Source organism: Roseibium polysiphoniae, from assembly GCF_014842925.1.
GTDB lineage: Bacteria > Pseudomonadota > Alphaproteobacteria > Rhizobiales > Stappiaceae > Roseibium > Roseibium polysiphoniae.
In genome coordinates this window covers 165,369-180,441 of record NZ_JACYXJ010000001.1, presented here as the reverse complement: position 1 = coordinate 180,441, position 15,073 = coordinate 165,369, and the positions used below count along the sequence as shown (strand labels likewise).

Here is a 15,073-nt window from a genome sequence, read left to right as displayed (position 1 = left end):
AACGATTGCGCCCTTATATCGCTCCGCCTTGAGGTCGACAACCCCTCATTCTTAATAATGACAGTAATTTTTCTAGAAAAATTCTATGTAGGGAAATATTTCACATGTTCATAAGCTGAGACACTTTGAAATCTACTCGGTATTTTAGCCATATTTCATGCAAACAAGCGTCAAATAGCACTTTCGTTACACGCACCTACATAGCACCGGATACGTAGTATCACTTATCCGGACCGAGTACACCCTTGAGTGCATCAATTTTGGTGTCAGCGCAAGGCCGATACCCGACTGCATAGGCAGCTTTCGCCAGCAAATGCGCCGAAACCGGGGCGGTCAGCAGAAAGAACACCACGCCGGCGACAGCGCGTGTCACCACTCCGAGATCTCCGGCATAGACCGCCAGCGCCAGCAACATGACGCCCGAGCCGAGTGTCCCGGCCTTGGAGGCCGCATGCATGCGCATGTACAAATCATTCAGGCGCAGAAGACCTACTGAGGCAACAAGCGCAAACAGCGCGCCGGCCACCAGCATCAGGCCCACAATAATATCGATCGCCGCTGTCATTGACCGGCCTCCCTGCGCTGAACGCTTTCCTCAACTTCCTGCATGATCGTCTCATCGCCGGCGCTGCCCCTGTTCAGGACGAAGCGGGCAAAGGCAACGGTAGCGAGGAAGCCGACAAGGCCAAGGGTGATGGCGATGTCGATATAGAGATAATAATCTGTGAGCACACCGATGGCCGCGATAAAGCCGATGCCGACAGCGACCAGCATGTCGAGCGCGATGACCCGGTCAGGCAGGGTCGGACCGCGCACAGTCCGGTGGACGATCAGCAGAAACGATATGGTGAGGACCGCCAGCGAGATGTGCACGCAGACGTCCAGAAAGTTTTCGGCGAAGGCTGCAATGGGTGTCATCGGAACACCTCCAGGATCTTGCGTTCAAACCCGTTCTTGATGTCGTCGATCGTCGCCTGCGGGTCCGGCACGTCGATGCAGTGAACATAGAGGGTCTTGCGGTCTTCCGAGACATCCACGGACAGGGTTCCCGGTGTCAGCGTGATCAGGTTGGCCAGCATCGTGATTTCAAAATCCTGGTCGACCGTCAGCGGATAGGCGATGATTCCCGGCTGCAGATTCATGTTTGGCCGCATGACAATGAGTGCAACGCGCCAGGCGGAAAGAACCAGCTCGTAGATAAAGAGAACCGCGAGGCTGATTGCCTTGCCTGCCCGGCTGAAATAGCTCCCAGTCCCGACCTGTTCACGGATCAGGTAAAGGGCGCCCGTCGACAGGACGAAGCCGAACATCAGATTGACGGCGGTGAAGCTTCCCGAAACGGCGCCCCACGCCAGCGCCATCAGGATGTTGATGAGGAACAAGCCAGTCATCTACAGACCTCCGAAGACTGAGCGCACATAGCCAAGGGGCTCGACAACGCCGCTTGCTCCGCGCGAGACAACCTGCAGCATCCATTCCGGCTGCAGGCCGAAGTAAACCACAAGAGCCGTCAGGATGCCGATCGGGAGCCAGAGCGCCGCAGAACCAAGTTGGCCGATTGGACTGATCCGGACCGTTGACGTTCCGTCCGCCGTTCCTTCCGGTCCGCCGCGCCAGAACGCAAAGATCCAAATCCTGCCGATGGCGAGTGTCGTCAGGAAGCCGGACAGCAGGATGACACCGGCAAGCCAGTACCGGCCGTCGCCGAGAGCTGCGTCCACCAGCATGACCTTCGGCCAGAAGCCGGAGAACGGCGGCAGGCCGGACACGGCAAATCCAAGCACCAGGAAGACAGCGGCGAAGGCCGGGCTTGCCTGATAGAGGCCACCCAATTCGCGCAGACGGTAGGAGCCGCCCATCAGCATCATCACGCCCGCGGCCATATAGAGCGCGGTCATGACGATGATGGAATGCACCGCATAGAAAATCGCGCCGGAGATGGCGAGGGTCGAGCCGACCGCGACGCCCCCCAGCATTGAGCCGATGCCGGCGATCACCAGATAGCCCAGGATCCGGCGAACTTCGCCCTGTGCCAGGGCGCCCATGGCGCCGGACATCATCGTGGCCATGGCGACCAGCGCAATCAGGTCGGCCATATAGGCTCGGGAGCCCGGCAGCAGCAGAACGAAGACGCGGATCAGCGCATAAACGCCGACCTTGGTCAAAAGACCGGCGAAGACCGCAGAAACAGCAATGTTCGGCGTGTGGTACGAGGCCGGCAGCCAGAAGTTCACAGGGAAAGCTGCTGCCTTCATGGCGAAGGCCAGCAGATACAGCGCGGCGATCGTTGCCAGCGTTCCCGACGCGCCATTTTCAAGCGCGGCAACCTTGGTTGCCAGATCCGCCATGTTGAGCGTGCCGAACATGCCGTAGAGAAGGCCGGTGGCGATCAGGAACAGGTTTGTGCCGATTAGGTTGAGGATGCCGTATTTGACCGACCCGTCCAGCTGTGGCCGATCATTGCCCAGGACCAGAAGACCATAGGAGGAAATCAGCAGGACTTCGAACCAGACATAGAGGTTGAAGATGTCAGCCGTCAGGAAGGCGCCCGAGACGCCTGTCATCAGAAGCAGCAGGAACGGATAGAAGCCGTAGCGGCGGCCGGTGTTGTCGATGGTGGCGCTGCCGTAGAGCGCAGCGCAAAGCGCAACAATCGAGGCAATGGTCGAGAGCGTGACGCCAAGCGCATCGGCGGTAAAGGCAATGCCGAATGGCGGCAGCCAGTTGCCCATGACCATGGTGATCACGCCCTTGTCCAGGACGCGCGCGAGCAGGCCGATGTTGGCGGCCACCAACAGCACCATGAAGATCAGGCCGATCTTTGGCTGAGCCTGCGTGTTCTTGCGGGTCATCAGGCACAAAGAGCCGCCAAGCAGCGTCAGGATCGACGGCGCGACAATCAGCCAGTCACCGGCGGAGACCGGAGCGACGGCCATGGCCTGTGAGATATCAACGGAAACGGAGGAACCGGCCATGGAGATCAGTATCCTTGCGGGGGAGCTTGTTCGTCGGCGGGCTCTGCAACGCGCATTTCGTTGGCGTCATCTGTGCCCAGCTCCTGGTAGGCCCGGAAAGCCAACACCAGGAGGAACGCGAGGAAGGAAAAGGAAATCACGATAGCTGTCAGCACCAGCGCCTGCGGCAAGGGGTTCGCGGTCTGAACGGCTGGCGTGTAGAGCTCTTCCGGGATCAGCGGCGGTACTTCGCGCGTCAGACGCCCGGCTGTGAAGATCAGCAGGTTGACCGCGTTGCCGAGGATGGCAATGCCCAGAAGCATCCGGACCAACTCCTTCGACAGCATCAGATAGACCGATACGGTGAAGAACAGGCCGATGAGGATCGAAAGACCGGTTTCCATCAGTCGCTCTCCCTTTCTTCCAGGGCCAGTGCAATGGAGGCAATGGAGCCCACCACGACAAAGTAGACCCCTATGTCGAACAGCATCGGCGTCGACAGATCCACGTTGACGTCAAAGAAGCGGAACGAGAGCCACTGGCTGGTCATGTAGGACTGCTTCAACAGAAGAGACGGCAAACCTGCGAGAACCGCGATGAACAGGCCAAAGGCCGAAATACTCATCGGGTGAAACACGATGGCGCGGCGCACGGATGCAACGCCGCAGGCGATGCCGTAGATCGCCAGCGCGGAAGCCGCGATCAGCCCGCCGATGAAGCCACCGCCGGGCTCATTGTGGCCGCGCAAAAGCACGAAGACCGAAAACAGGATCATCAGCGCGGCCAGATAGGGCGCGATGGTGCGGAAAATAATCGTGCGCATCAGCTTGCCTCCACCCGTTTGGCCAGCGCTTCGGCACTGGCATCCTCATCGACCTTGACCTCTGGCTTGGTACGCACCCGGATCAGGGCGAGGACACAAAGTCCGGCCAGCACGACCACGGCGATCTCGCCCAGCGTATCAAAGCCTCGGAAGTCGACGATGATGACGTTCACGATGTTCCGGCCGTGGGCGATGGTCCGGCTGTAGGCCGTGAAGAAGTCGGACAGGCGGCTGTCGAATGGCTGCTGAGTGATCGCCATCAAGGTGAGCGCAATGCCCGCTCCCACGCCTGCGGAAATCGCACCGGTCACCAGCGCGGCACCGGCCGGGCGATGATCGCGCGGCGACAGATTAAGGCGCGTCATGACAAGAGCCAGAATGACCACGGACAGGGTTTCAACCATGAACTGGGTGAAGCTCAGGTCCGGAGCTCCGAAGAGCATGAAGATGAGCGCAACGGCAAAGCCCTGAATCCCGAGGGAGACGATGGCCGTCAGCCGGGTCTTGGCGACGAGAACCGCGATCAGCCCCAGGAAGGCCATGCCCAGGATGCCCCATTCATAGAAGGCATAGTCCGGCATGGCTGGCATGGACGGCAGGCCATCGTTCAGGAAGGCAGGCACCAGCACCGCAGCCGCCGTGACGCCGAAGGTGAGCATCATGTAGGTCTGCATCTTGCCGCCCTGGACCAGGCGGGTGACAGCAGCCGACAGGGAGACAATACCGGCGACAAACTGGTCGAAGCCCTTGTCCGGGCCCCAGCCGATTGCTGCAAGCACGCTCGCGACCAGTGCCCGAAGGCGCGCGAGCTGGAGATAGAGAACAACGCCGAGCGCCACGGTGAGGACCGACAGGATCAGCGGCGCGCTGATGTAGCCCGGGATCAGATGCAGATCGACATGAGCGCTCTGACCGGTCAGGGAGGACAACATCGGACCGATGAAGAGCTCGCCTGTCTGATGGGCGAAGAACGCAGCGGCAAAGCCTGCCAGCGACAGCACCAGCGGACCGGCAAAGAGCAGGACGGGGCCTTCATGCGCATGTTTCGGCGTTTCGACCGCCGGGCCGAAGAACGGCTTGATCGCGACCGCAGCGGCAATCACCAGCATGAGCGAGTTGCCGAGAACGGCCGTCCCGGTGACGAGCAACGAGCCGGCTCCCATCTCCCAGGTGCCCTCATAAAGGACTTCCTTGGCGATGAAGCCGATGAAAGGCGGCAGGCCGGACATGGACAGAGCGGCAAGGCAAGCAGCGGCGAATGTGATCGGCATGGCGCCGCGCAAACCGCCAAGCTTGGTGACGTCGCGGGTTCCTGTCTCGTGATCGATGATGCCGGCGACCATGAACAGCGCGCCCTTGAAGAGCGAATGCGCCAGAAGATACAGCACCGCGCCCTCTAGCGCCTTTTCCCAGCTGGTGCCGACAAGCATGACCAGCAGCCCCAGGGAGGCGACGGTCGTATAGGCCAGCATCAGCTTCAGATCGGTCTGGCGCACCGCCAGGATCGTGCCGACGAGAAGCGTCACCCCGCCGAAGATCGGCAGGACCGTGGTCCAGAGTTCGGTGTCGCCCAGCAGCGGATGCATGCGCATCAGCAGATAGACACCGGCCTTGACCATCGTGGCGGAATGCAGGAACGCAGACACCGGCGTCGGTGCTTCCATGGCGTTCGGCAGCCAGAAGTGGAACGGGAACTGCGCCGACTTGGTGAAGGCACCGCCCAGAACCAGAATGAAGATCGGCAGGTAAAGACCGCTGTTCTTGATCACATCCGGGCTCGACAGCAGCACGGACATCTCGATCTCGCCGGTGGCACCGATGATCAGGATGAAAGCTGCTAGCAGCGACAGACCGCCACCGCCGGTCACCACCAGCGCCTGCAGCGCGGCACGGCGGGAGGCGGCGCGCAGATGATCGAAACCGATCAGCAGGAAGGAGGTGATAGAGGTCAGCTCCCAGAAGATGAAGAGCGTGATCAGGTTGTTGCCGGTCACCAGTCCGAGCATCGCACCCATGAACAGGAACAGGAACGAGAAGAAACGGCCCTGCTGCGGGTGACCGTTCAGATAGCCGCCGGCATAGAGAATGATGAAGGTGCCGATACCGGAAATCAGCAAGGCAAACAGCGTCGACAGCCCGTCAATGTAGAAGGACAGATTGATGCCGTAGCTTGGCGCCCATTCGACGGCCGGCGTGAAGGTTTCACCATGGGAAACCGGGCCGATGTATCCGGCGAAATGGTAGAAGATCCAGGCGGGCACCAGCGCCAGGATCCAGGCAGCGTTGTGCTTGAAGATCTTGGTCGCGAAAGGGGCAACAACTGCGGCCGCAAAGGGCGCAAGAACGGCCAGGATGGTGGTGTCTATCGCTGCAGGCGTCATGCTGTCTCGATCGCTTTTTCCGAAATGTACACGGCGGGCGATTGCGGTTCGAATCGACGCATTTACGCCGATTTGTGAATTGGCTTGTCTTACGTGCCTAGTGTTTGACACGCAAGAGTTAGAAAACTCTTTCCGCCACTCGCCAACAAGCGAAACCAGCGTTGCCTATAGTCTATCTCGTGTTGATTACCTGTTTTTCAATCGAGAACCTGCGTTTTTCGGGAGGACCAAGTGCTTTTTTGGGCGTCTGAATTTTGATGGCGCCCCTTGGAAGCAATCTAATCTCGATCTGTTCATCCAAACCTTGCTTCAGAGCTGATTATTCATCTGAACTCTTCCTCGGCGCCCCGGCCCTTCAAGCTCCCGTCAAAGCTCTCCTGCCCGCTCGATAGACTTGTGTTTTGAAGGTCTGCCGAACACACTCCCGCATCTTGCCGAAGGGCCGTTTGACGCATGCTCCCCTTGCCGCGCGTCATGCAGGCGCCTATTTGGTTGCTTCGGGAAAAGCAGGGAGACAGGTGATGAGCGCAGACGACAGCAAGGTTCGCAAGAGTGCCGCCGAGTGGCAGGAGCAGCTCACGCCGGAACAGTTTTACGTTCTGCGGCAGAGCGGCACGGAACGCCCGGGCACGGGCCCGCATCTGAACACCTTCGAACATGGCCGCTATGATTGCGCCGGCTGCGGACAGCCGCTGTTTCTGTCCGACACCAAGTTCGACGCCGGCTGCGGCTGGCCGAGCTTCTTCAGGGCCGTGACACCGGAGGCGATCACCGAGATCGAGGACAAGTCCCTTGGCATGGTGCGCACGGAGATCCGCTGCTCGAACTGCGACGGACACTTGGGTCATGTCTTCCCCGACGGCCCGCCGCCGACCGGCCTCAGATACTGCCTCAACGGCCACGCCATGGTGTTCACGCCGGAGTAATCAGTCGTCCCGGCGGATCATGCCGGTGACCGAGGCAGCGGCAATGGCTGTCACGACCCAGCCGAGGATGACAAAGATCTTCTGCACCCCGAACATGGACCACCCCCACCAGCTGCGCTCGGTGGATGGGGTCCAAGCCTCCGTTTGCCCGATGTCGATGATCGGGATGACCACATCGGCGGCATAGAAAAACGGCTCGAAGGTCTCATAGTCCTGGCCATAAAGCTCGATCCATGCTTCTGATGGCCGCCTTTCTGTCTTTGCCAGCTCTTGCCAACCTTTTGAGATCTGGATGACATCCGAGTTCGGCGCCAGATCTCCCATGTTCCACGAGACTTGCGCGAGCACCGTCATGACGGCGATCAGCAAAGCCATGGCCAGCAGGCTTCGACCCGGCTTGTAACCATAGCCGGAGACATAACGGTAGATCCGGTCGCCGCCGCGATTGAGAAACAAGCGCATGACCGCCTTTGCATTGTCCCAACGAAGCTGATTTCGGAAGTCCTGCTGAAGGAACTCCGCAACCATCGGATCACGGCTTTTGGTGGCCTCAGTCTTACCGAACCTCTGCTTTGATAGCTCCAACCAGGTCACGCTTAACTCCGGCGTTTTGGCGGCGCTCGTTGCCAGTTTTCTCGCCGTGTCTTCACTTGCATTTAGAATAAAACGTCGAAGCTCGCTCCGGAAATGGCGCTCATCGGACCATCGCTTGCGCGCGGCCCTGCGTTGCTGGACTTCCTTTTCGATCAGGATTTCTCGCGCCTCGCGCCGGTGGCCGGTCTCGCGGAAAAACCTAGCAAGCTGCTGGTAGGGCTGCGGGTAGAAACTGCCATCGAATTTCGCGCCCTTCTTCAGCCAGGCCTTGCGCATCTCAAGATCCAGCGGACCGGCCAGATTGTCATAAGTCAAGCCAACCAGCGCCACGTCCGCCACCTTGTCCCAGCTCGCGGCATCATCGACCAGATCGCCGAGATGGGCACTATTCAGATCAACGACACCTCTCACCGATTTGACGTGACGCCAATAGAGACCACTCGTCACCACTAGCCGCTGGCCGTTGAGAGCATCACCAACCCCACCGTCTAGCTCTGCGTCATGGAATTCCAGTTGACCGCTGACCTCCGCACCGGAGAAGCTCACCACGCCTTTACTCTTCAACCCTCGCAGAAACACGCTCTCCGCCGCTCGAATGCCCTGCACGTTGAGAGCCATTCCACTGCCACCATCCAGCTCTGCGCTTTCGCATTCCAATTGACCGCCGATCTGAGCACCGGCCAGGCTCACCTCTCCCTTGCTCTTCAGCCTCTCCAGTTTCGCATTCCCCGTCAATCGAACACCCTGCGCGTTGAGAGCATATTCACCTGCTCCATCCAACTCGGCATCCTCGCAATCCAGCTGTCCGCCGATCTGAGCGCCAGAGAGACGGACCTCGCCTTTGCTTTTCAACGCTCGCATAAACACGCCTCCCGTCACTCGAACGCCCTGCGCATTCAAGGCCGTTCCATCACCACCATCCATCTTGGCGTCCATGAAGCTAAGCTGACCGCCGATCTCCGCACCGGATAGACTTAGTTCACCCGTGCTGTTCAACCGTCTCAAAAGCATGGCGCCCGTTACCCGAATGCCCTGCGCATTGACACCTGGCATCGCGCTGCCATTCAGATTGAGGGCTTCGAACCGCGCTTGCAGCGCCGCGATTTTCTGTTCGAATCGACAGTTGAGGAGTCCTGTCGCGCCTTTGGCTGTGGCGAAGCTTAGGTCGAGCCGGCCGGAAATCCAGGCGCCCGTCAGGTTCACACCCCATTCGTGAACCTCGCATTCTTCACAGCCGCCAAGGATCAGATAGCGCAGCAGATCCGCGCGGATGGTCTGTTCAGGGCTTGGGCCACTTGGGCGCTCGCCATCGCCGAGGACAGTGGGAACACCATCCTTGCAGTTGTCCAAAAGCTGCTGTTCCGCCTCGGTCAACTTTTCGTCTTTCGGCAACGCCTCGATATCGGCAAAAGTTCTGATTGGCATGAAAATCACTTATGTTGAAATGTTTTGGCCGCAAGCTTAGCCGCGCGGCAGGTATTCAACAACTCTGGCGGGAAGCGCCTCCCCTGACTCTCATCCTCGCCCCGCGTAGCGGAAAAGTGCGGGGGTCCAATCCACGCCTCGGCTTGCGATGAGCGCCCAACCTGGCTTTGCCGGTCACGGCGGATGCTTCGACCAGATTTCAGCAGCTCTGGAATGGAGTGGATCCCCGAACACGTCGGGGATGACAACAGGTGGGTGTAGCAGCGTCAGTCGTCGCGGCGGATCATGGCTCCGGGCAATTGGGAAGATGCGCTCTGGCGGGAACAGAATGCGCTGGCCTGTTCGCAGGACCGGTCCCCATAGCGAGGAGAGAGCCCTTCCCTGCTGTTTCGTGAGGAGATGTGATCGCGCGTGAACGGCAGAGCGGCTATGAAGGTTTCAACTCTTCGAAACTTTACCTTGCGAGGTCTGCCTGCCCGTGATCCTTTCCGCTTCGCTCCTGCCACGCCTTCTGGCAGCTCTTGGTCTGCTTCCCGTTCTCTCCCTGCCGGCCAGTGCCGGTTCGTGGAAGCTGGACATGCTTGATAAACAGCCATCGGCCGAGACATTCGCAGAGACTGGCCGCGCCGCGCCCCAGAGCGGGGACCGCAAGGGCCTGCCGGATGGCCGTATCGCGACGCCTGACGTGCAGCAGGACATTTTCGAGGCCTGGTACAGCGCCCCGACCGAGCGCTACCGGCATGGCGCGCTTGGCGATGTCATCGAGGGTGGAGCCCTGAGCGTCCGCACCGCCTCCGGCGAGCTTTTGAGCTACAACTTGCCCGAAGACAGAGTGTTTGAAGACCGCACCCCGCGGCTGGTGGATCTGGACGGTGACGGGAAGACGGAAGTCATTGCGATCGTCGCCTTTGCAAGGGCCGGTGGCGCGGTCGGGATCTACGGGATCGAGGACGGCAAACTTGTCGAGCGGGCCGTTTCCGCGCCGATCGGGCGATCCAACCGCTGGCTGAACATTGCCGGGATCGCGGATTTCGCAGGGCTTGGCCGCCAGCAGATCGCCTATGTCGAAACGCCCCACATCGGCGGCACCTTGAAGCTGCTGGACTGGCAGGGCGACCGGCTGAAGGTCATCGCCGCCACGCGCGGTTTTTCCAATCACCGAAACGGCGCCCGAGAGCAACGCCTCTCTGCCGTTTTGGAGGATCAGGCTGGGCAGGTCCTTGTGGTGCCGTCCGACACGAGATCAACGCTGCGCATGATGCAGATGTCGAATGGCCAATGGCGGGAGCTTGCGACGCTCGCCCTGCCCGGTCAGCTGAAGACCCTGCTTCCGCTGTCAGTCGACGGTGCTTCCAGCCCCTGTCTCATCGCGCAGCTGGAAACTGGCCAGACCGCGCGCATCTGCGAGAGCGACAGGCCAACGCCGACAGCCAAGCCCGGCAACTGATGCGGTTTGACCGCAGGATGGCCTAGGCGTCGTTTGAAGCGGCCTGTCTGGTCTCGTCTCCTGCCTTCAGGATCCGGCCGATGTTGACTTCGATCCAGTCGGCGAAGTCCCTCACTTTTTCCGCCGCCTCCCGGCCGAGCGGGGTCAAAGTGTATTCCACGTGCGGCGGGACGACCGGATAGGCCTTGCGGTGCACGAAGCCGTCCGCCTCCAGGGTCTGCAGCGTCTGCGCCAACATCTTTTCGCTGACCCCGCCGACCTTCCGGCGCAGCTGGGCAAAGCGGTGTGCGCCTTGCATCAACGCCAAGAGCACCAGAACGCCCCAGCGGCTGGTCAGATGCTTGAGGATATCGCGAGACGGACAATCGCCGCCCAGGAGTTCGCCGCGACGCACGATTTCCGAAAGCCGTGTGCCGTCGCCGTCCTCCATCTGATCCGACTGCATCTCTGCTCCGGCAGAATTTTTGGCCATCATGCAGCACCTTTCATGGCTCAGGGTGATCTTTTTTCAAACTAACCTTTTTGTATGTACTTACGAATAGAAAGCTTTCAAGCCATATCGGGCATCTGGAGCCAATTTCCAACCAAGGAGACATCCAAATGCTCGCTCTGACAGGTGCCAACGGCCAACTGGGCCGCCTCGTTCTGCAATCACTCGCCGACAGGCACATCAAGGACGTGCGCGCGCTCGTCCGCTCCCCCGACAAGGCCGCTGATCTGGCGTCCGACACGGTGACCCTGGTCGAAGCCGACTACGACCGGCCGGAAACGCTCGATGCGGCGCTTGAAGGTGTTGACAGGCTGCTGCTCATTTCCGGCAGCGCGATCGGCCAGCGGACCCGGCAACATTTGGCCGTGATCGACGCCGCCAAAAAGGCAGGCGTTGCGTTCATCGTCTACACGAGCCTGATCAACACCGTGAGTTCGCCTATGATTTTGGCGCAAGAGCATGAGGCGACAGAAGCGGCGCTCAAGGCCTCCGGCATCGCCCATGTGATCCTGCGCAACGGCTGGTATGTGGAGAATTACGCCGGCGCGGTGGACGCAGCCCTTGCCCATGGCGCGGTTGTCGGCGGATCCGGAGACGGGCTCATTTCCGCCGCCAGCCGCAAGGATTACGCAGAAGCGGCCGCCATCACCCTGACCGGGGATGACACCTCCACGCGCATCCATGAACTCGGCGGCGCCCCCGCCTTTACCCTGGCCGAGCTTGCCGCGGAAATCTCCAGCCAGACCGGGCGGGACATCCCGTTCCAGAACCTGCCGCAGGCAGACTATGCCAAGGTTCTGGTTGCCGCCGGTTTGCCCCAGGGCTTTGCCGATATCCTGGCTGATTCAGGTGCCGCTGCTGCAAACGGCGCGCTTTACACCGCGAGCACGGATTTTGAGGACATCATCGGCCATCCGACCTTGTCCCTGAAGGCCTTCGTTTCGTCGGCGGTCTCGTAACCCAGGCGGATGAGCGCCGCCACTGGCGCTCATCCATCGCCCCTGCTAGGCTTCGAAGACCATTCTCGACGTCCAGGTCTTTCCTTGTCCGCCTCCCTCCCCACAACGGCGACCGACACGGTCGACGGTGCCGCATCGTGGTTCCGTCTTGCCATCTGCATTCTCTTGGGCACCGTCGGCGGCGCAGGCATTTGGGCGGTGGTCGTGGTGCTGCCTGCCGTTCAGGCGGAATTCGGCGTCGACCGCGGCGAAGCCTCGTTTTCCTACATGCTCACCATGCTTGGCTTTGCGGCAGGAAACTATCTGGTCGGACGCTGGGTCGACCGCTACGGCGTCGTCGTGCCTGTCCTTCTGTCCGCGCTCTCCCTCGGGGCAGGATTTGCCCTTGCGGGGCTTTCGACCGGCATCATCACCTTCTCGCTGGCCCAGGGACTTCTCATCGGCGTGGGCACGGCAGCGACCTTCGGCCCGCTGATTTCGGACCTGTCGCACTGGTTCGAGAAGCGGCGCGGCATTGCGGTGGCCTCGGCGGCCTGCGGCAACTATCTCGCCGGCGTCCTGTGGCCGAGCTTCATTCAATGGACATTGGGCTTCACGGACTGGCGCAGCACCTATCTGATGATCGCGGTGTTGTGCGTTGTCATCATGGTGCCGCTCAGCCTGTTCCTGCGCGCGGCCCCTCCGCCACCAAGTAACGAGGCCTCCGGCAAACCGGAGTCGGCGGATGCAGGCCCTCACTCTTCTGGTCTTCGCTCGTCAGGCCTGTCGCCGCTGACGCTTCAGATCCTGCTGGTGCTCGCCGGGCTCGGCTGCTGTGTCGCCATGTCGATGCCGCAGGTCCATATCGTCGCCTATTGCGTCGACCTTGGCTATGGCGTTGCGCGCGGCGCCGACATGCTGGCGATCATGGTCGGGGCCGGGGTTGTGAGCCGTCTGGCGTCCGGTTTTCTCGCAGATGCTATCGGCGGCGTCCGCACGCTCCTGGTCGGCTCGGTCCTGCAATGTGCCGCGCTGTTTTTGTATCTGCCCTTCGACGGACTGGTCTCTCTCTACCTCGTTTCCCTGGTGTTCGGCCTCTCCCAGGGCGGCATCGTGCCCAGCTACGCGATCGTGGTGCGCGAATATCTGCCAGCGAAGGAGGCGGGGCAGAGAGTGGGCCTCGTGATCATGGCTTCAATCCTCGGCATGGCCCTTGGCGGCTGGATGTCCGGCTGGATCTATGACCTGACAGGATCCTATGACGCTGCGTTTTTGAACGGTATCGCCTGGAACTTCATGAACATCGGACTGATGGTATTTATTCTGATCAAAAGCAGACCCGCTCACGTACATGTCTGAACGTAACCAGATCATCGGCGAATTGAGGATCTGGAGCGCTGCTCCGAAAGTGACCATTTTCTTGGATTTTTCAGTAAAATTCGAGTGAAATTCTATTTATTTCACCTACCGAATTTATTTCTTCTTTTTTCACAGTCCCTCGGTAAAACAGCGCAGGTGAACAACAGTTCGTGGGGCGAACGACATCCAATGAGCAATATCTCTCGCAACCTGCGCTCGATAGCCAGGCGATTTCGCACTCATTCATGCCAACGTCCGCTTGCTGACTTTGCGCGCGACGGGAAAGGCAGCGTTGTCGTCATGTTTGGCCTCGCGTCGATGCTGATCGTCACGGTATCGGGCGCAGCCATCGACTATGCGTTTGCGCTCAACTTTAGAAGCGAACTGCAGAACTCACTGGATGCGGCGGTTCTGGGCGCCGCGGTTCTGGAGACAGACGACAAGGTTGCCGAGGCCAGCACCATCTTCGACGTCAATTACTCCCGCAAACACGTCGGCAGCGTCGCATCCAGGTTTCTGGATGCAGACAACATCGTGTCAGGTTCGGCGACGGTGGAGGTGAACACCAACTTCCTGTCGATCTTCGGCATTTCGGAAATCTCGGTCTCCGCAGAATCCGCAGCGGCATATTCATCCGTTCAGACCTGCATTTATGTGCTCGATCCGTCTGCAAGCAACGCGTTCAAGGCAAATGGCAGCGGGGAAGTCGACGCGCCGGAGTGCGAGATGCATGTGCATTCCAGCTCGAACTCTGCGGCCTATCTCGATTCAAAGAAGATCGAACCCCTGCGCCTGTGTGTCCGCGGTAAGATCGCAGGCAATGCCCGCCCCTTTGCGGATAACTTCGATGAGAACTGCGATGTCAGCGATGATCCTTACGCCGACACAATGGCCTCGGTTTCCGACGGCGTCGTGTCCGAGCAAAGCTGCACTACGAACTTCCCCGACCCGAACAAAAGCGAAATGGTTTTCCAGCCGGGCACCTATTGTTCCTGGCCGCCGATCAATGGGCACGTGACATCCGTCGTCTTTGAAGAGGGCGACTATTACATCAAGAGCAGTCTCTCGATGAATGCAAAGGCAATGACCTTTGGAGACGGCACTTACGTTTTCGACGGCGCGAACCTGACCTTCAATGGCTCTGCCAAGACCGTGTCCCTGGGCGAAGGGCTTTATGTCCTCAAAAACGGTGCCCAGATGATCTTCAACGGTCAGGAGGTGTCCGGTAGCAACGTCAGCATACATCTTGCCGACGAAGACTCTGCCTTCCTGACGGTTCAGGGCAGCTCAGAGGTCAATTTGGACGCCCCGGACAATGGCACCTACAAGGACCTCCTCATCTTTGAAACGCCCGGCCTTCAGAGTTCAAACAGCCAGTATAAGCTCGACGGGGAAATGAACATCGAGGGGCTTGTGTACCTTCCAAGCCGGAACCTTCACTTCAACGGCAGCGGCGAAGTCAATGGCGACGAGCTGACCCTGGTGCTTAACCAGCTCTCACTGGATGGTGACATCACGATTGAAAGCGGTTCGGGCTCCGGTGGCGGCTCCTACAACGCCTATCTGCTGCGCTAGAGAGCCTTCAAGCTGGCTTTCCAGGCTGCATAAAAACACCAGGGCTCCTCCGAGCTTTTCGACCGGAGGAGCTGGTCGGACTACCGCGATCCACGTGACGTCCCCGGCGAGACAGACCCTCGGTTTCTGTGCCCTTGCGATCCTGATGCCGGCACTTTGAT

At 60.0% G+C, this 15,073-nt stretch carries 14 protein-coding genes; 5 read left to right on the top strand and 9 right to left on the bottom strand.

Annotation, left to right across the window (positions count from 1 at the left end; all coding sequences use genetic code 11):
• Window positions 1–220: 220 nt before the first annotated feature.
• From mnhG to IG617_RS00815, 7 genes are read right to left on the bottom strand one after another with little or no spacing between them, the layout of a single operon-like run.
• Complete coding sequence (gene mnhG, locus IG617_RS00845) at window positions 221–565, bottom strand: monovalent cation/H(+) antiporter subunit G (protein ID WP_192106467.1); 345 nt, start codon at window positions 563–565, stop codon at window positions 221–223.
• Window positions 562–918 (bottom strand): cation:proton antiporter, encoded by a 357-nt coding sequence (locus IG617_RS00840; protein ID WP_192106465.1) that lies wholly within the window; start codon window positions 916–918, stop codon window positions 562–564. The genes mnhG and IG617_RS00840 overlap by 4 nt, the downstream gene beginning before the upstream one ends.
• Window positions 915–1,391: a Na+/H+ antiporter subunit E gene (locus IG617_RS00835; RefSeq protein ID WP_192106463.1), complete on the bottom strand. Its 477-nt coding sequence runs from the start codon at window positions 1,389–1,391 to the stop codon at window positions 915–917. Before IG617_RS00835 ends, IG617_RS00840 begins: the two co-directional genes overlap by 4 nt.
• Complete coding sequence (locus IG617_RS00830; RefSeq protein WP_192106461.1) at window positions 1,392–2,975, bottom strand: Na+/H+ antiporter subunit D; 1,584 nt, start codon at window positions 2,973–2,975, stop codon at window positions 1,392–1,394. It abuts the gene before it with no gap.
• A gap of 5 nt (window positions 2,976–2,980) precedes the next feature.
• A complete protein-coding gene (locus IG617_RS00825; protein ID WP_192106459.1) occupies window positions 2,981–3,358 on the bottom strand; it encodes a Na+/H+ antiporter subunit C in 378 nt (125 codons plus the stop codon).
• Window positions 3,358–3,777: a Na+/H+ antiporter subunit B gene (locus IG617_RS00820; protein ID WP_192106457.1), complete on the bottom strand. Its 420-nt coding sequence runs from the start codon at window positions 3,775–3,777 to the stop codon at window positions 3,358–3,360. Before IG617_RS00820 ends, IG617_RS00825 begins: the two co-directional genes overlap by 1 nt.
• The gene (locus tag IG617_RS00815; RefSeq protein ID WP_192106454.1) at window positions 3,777–6,158 is read right to left on the bottom strand and encodes a putative monovalent cation/H+ antiporter subunit A; all 2,382 of its coding nucleotides are present in this window, start codon (window positions 6,156–6,158) and stop codon (window positions 3,777–3,779) included. The genes IG617_RS00820 and IG617_RS00815 overlap by 1 nt, the downstream gene beginning before the upstream one ends.
• A 521-nt stretch (window positions 6,159–6,679) precedes the next feature.
• Here IG617_RS00815 and msrB point away from each other — a divergent pair.
• Window positions 6,680–7,084 carry a peptide-methionine (R)-S-oxide reductase MsrB gene (msrB, locus tag IG617_RS00810; RefSeq protein WP_192106452.1) on the top strand — a complete coding sequence of 135 codons (405 nt, stop codon included), beginning with the start codon at window positions 6,680–6,682 and terminating at the stop codon, window positions 7,082–7,084.
• Here msrB and IG617_RS00805 read toward each other — a convergent pair whose 3' ends face one another.
• The gene (locus tag IG617_RS00805; RefSeq protein WP_192106450.1) at window positions 7,085–9,103 is read right to left on the bottom strand and encodes a hypothetical protein; all 2,019 of its coding nucleotides are present in this window, start codon (window positions 9,101–9,103) and stop codon (window positions 7,085–7,087) included.
• 478 nt (window positions 9,104–9,581) lie between these two features.
• Between IG617_RS00805 and IG617_RS00800 the strand changes: the two genes are divergently transcribed.
• A complete protein-coding gene (locus IG617_RS00800; protein WP_192106448.1) occupies window positions 9,582–10,550 on the top strand; it encodes a hypothetical protein in 969 nt (322 codons plus the stop codon).
• Between the two features lie 22 nt (window positions 10,551–10,572).
• Here the strand turns inward: IG617_RS00800 and IG617_RS00795 are convergent, their stop codons facing one another.
• Window positions 10,573–11,022 carry a winged helix-turn-helix transcriptional regulator gene (locus IG617_RS00795; protein WP_476705543.1) on the bottom strand — a complete coding sequence of 150 codons (450 nt, stop codon included), beginning with the start codon at window positions 11,020–11,022 and terminating at the stop codon, window positions 10,573–10,575.
• Window positions 11,023–11,150: 128 nt separating this feature from the next.
• Here IG617_RS00795 and IG617_RS00790 point away from each other — a divergent pair, with 128 nt between their 5' ends.
• From IG617_RS00790 to IG617_RS00780, 3 genes are all read left to right on the top strand, one after another.
• The gene (locus IG617_RS00790; RefSeq protein ID WP_192106446.1) at window positions 11,151–11,999 is read left to right on the top strand and encodes an SDR family oxidoreductase; all 849 of its coding nucleotides are present in this window, start codon (window positions 11,151–11,153) and stop codon (window positions 11,997–11,999) included.
• Between the two features lie 84 nt (window positions 12,000–12,083).
• Window positions 12,084–13,337, top strand: coding sequence for an MFS transporter (locus IG617_RS00785; protein WP_254170398.1), 1,254 nt, complete (start codon window positions 12,084–12,086; stop codon window positions 13,335–13,337).
• A 189-nt stretch (window positions 13,338–13,526) separates the two neighbouring features.
• Window positions 13,527–14,912 carry a TadE/TadG family type IV pilus assembly protein gene (locus tag IG617_RS00780; RefSeq protein ID WP_276529798.1) on the top strand — a complete coding sequence of 462 codons (1,386 nt, stop codon included), beginning with the start codon at window positions 13,527–13,529 and terminating at the stop codon, window positions 14,910–14,912.
• Window positions 14,913–15,073 lie beyond the last annotated feature (161 nt).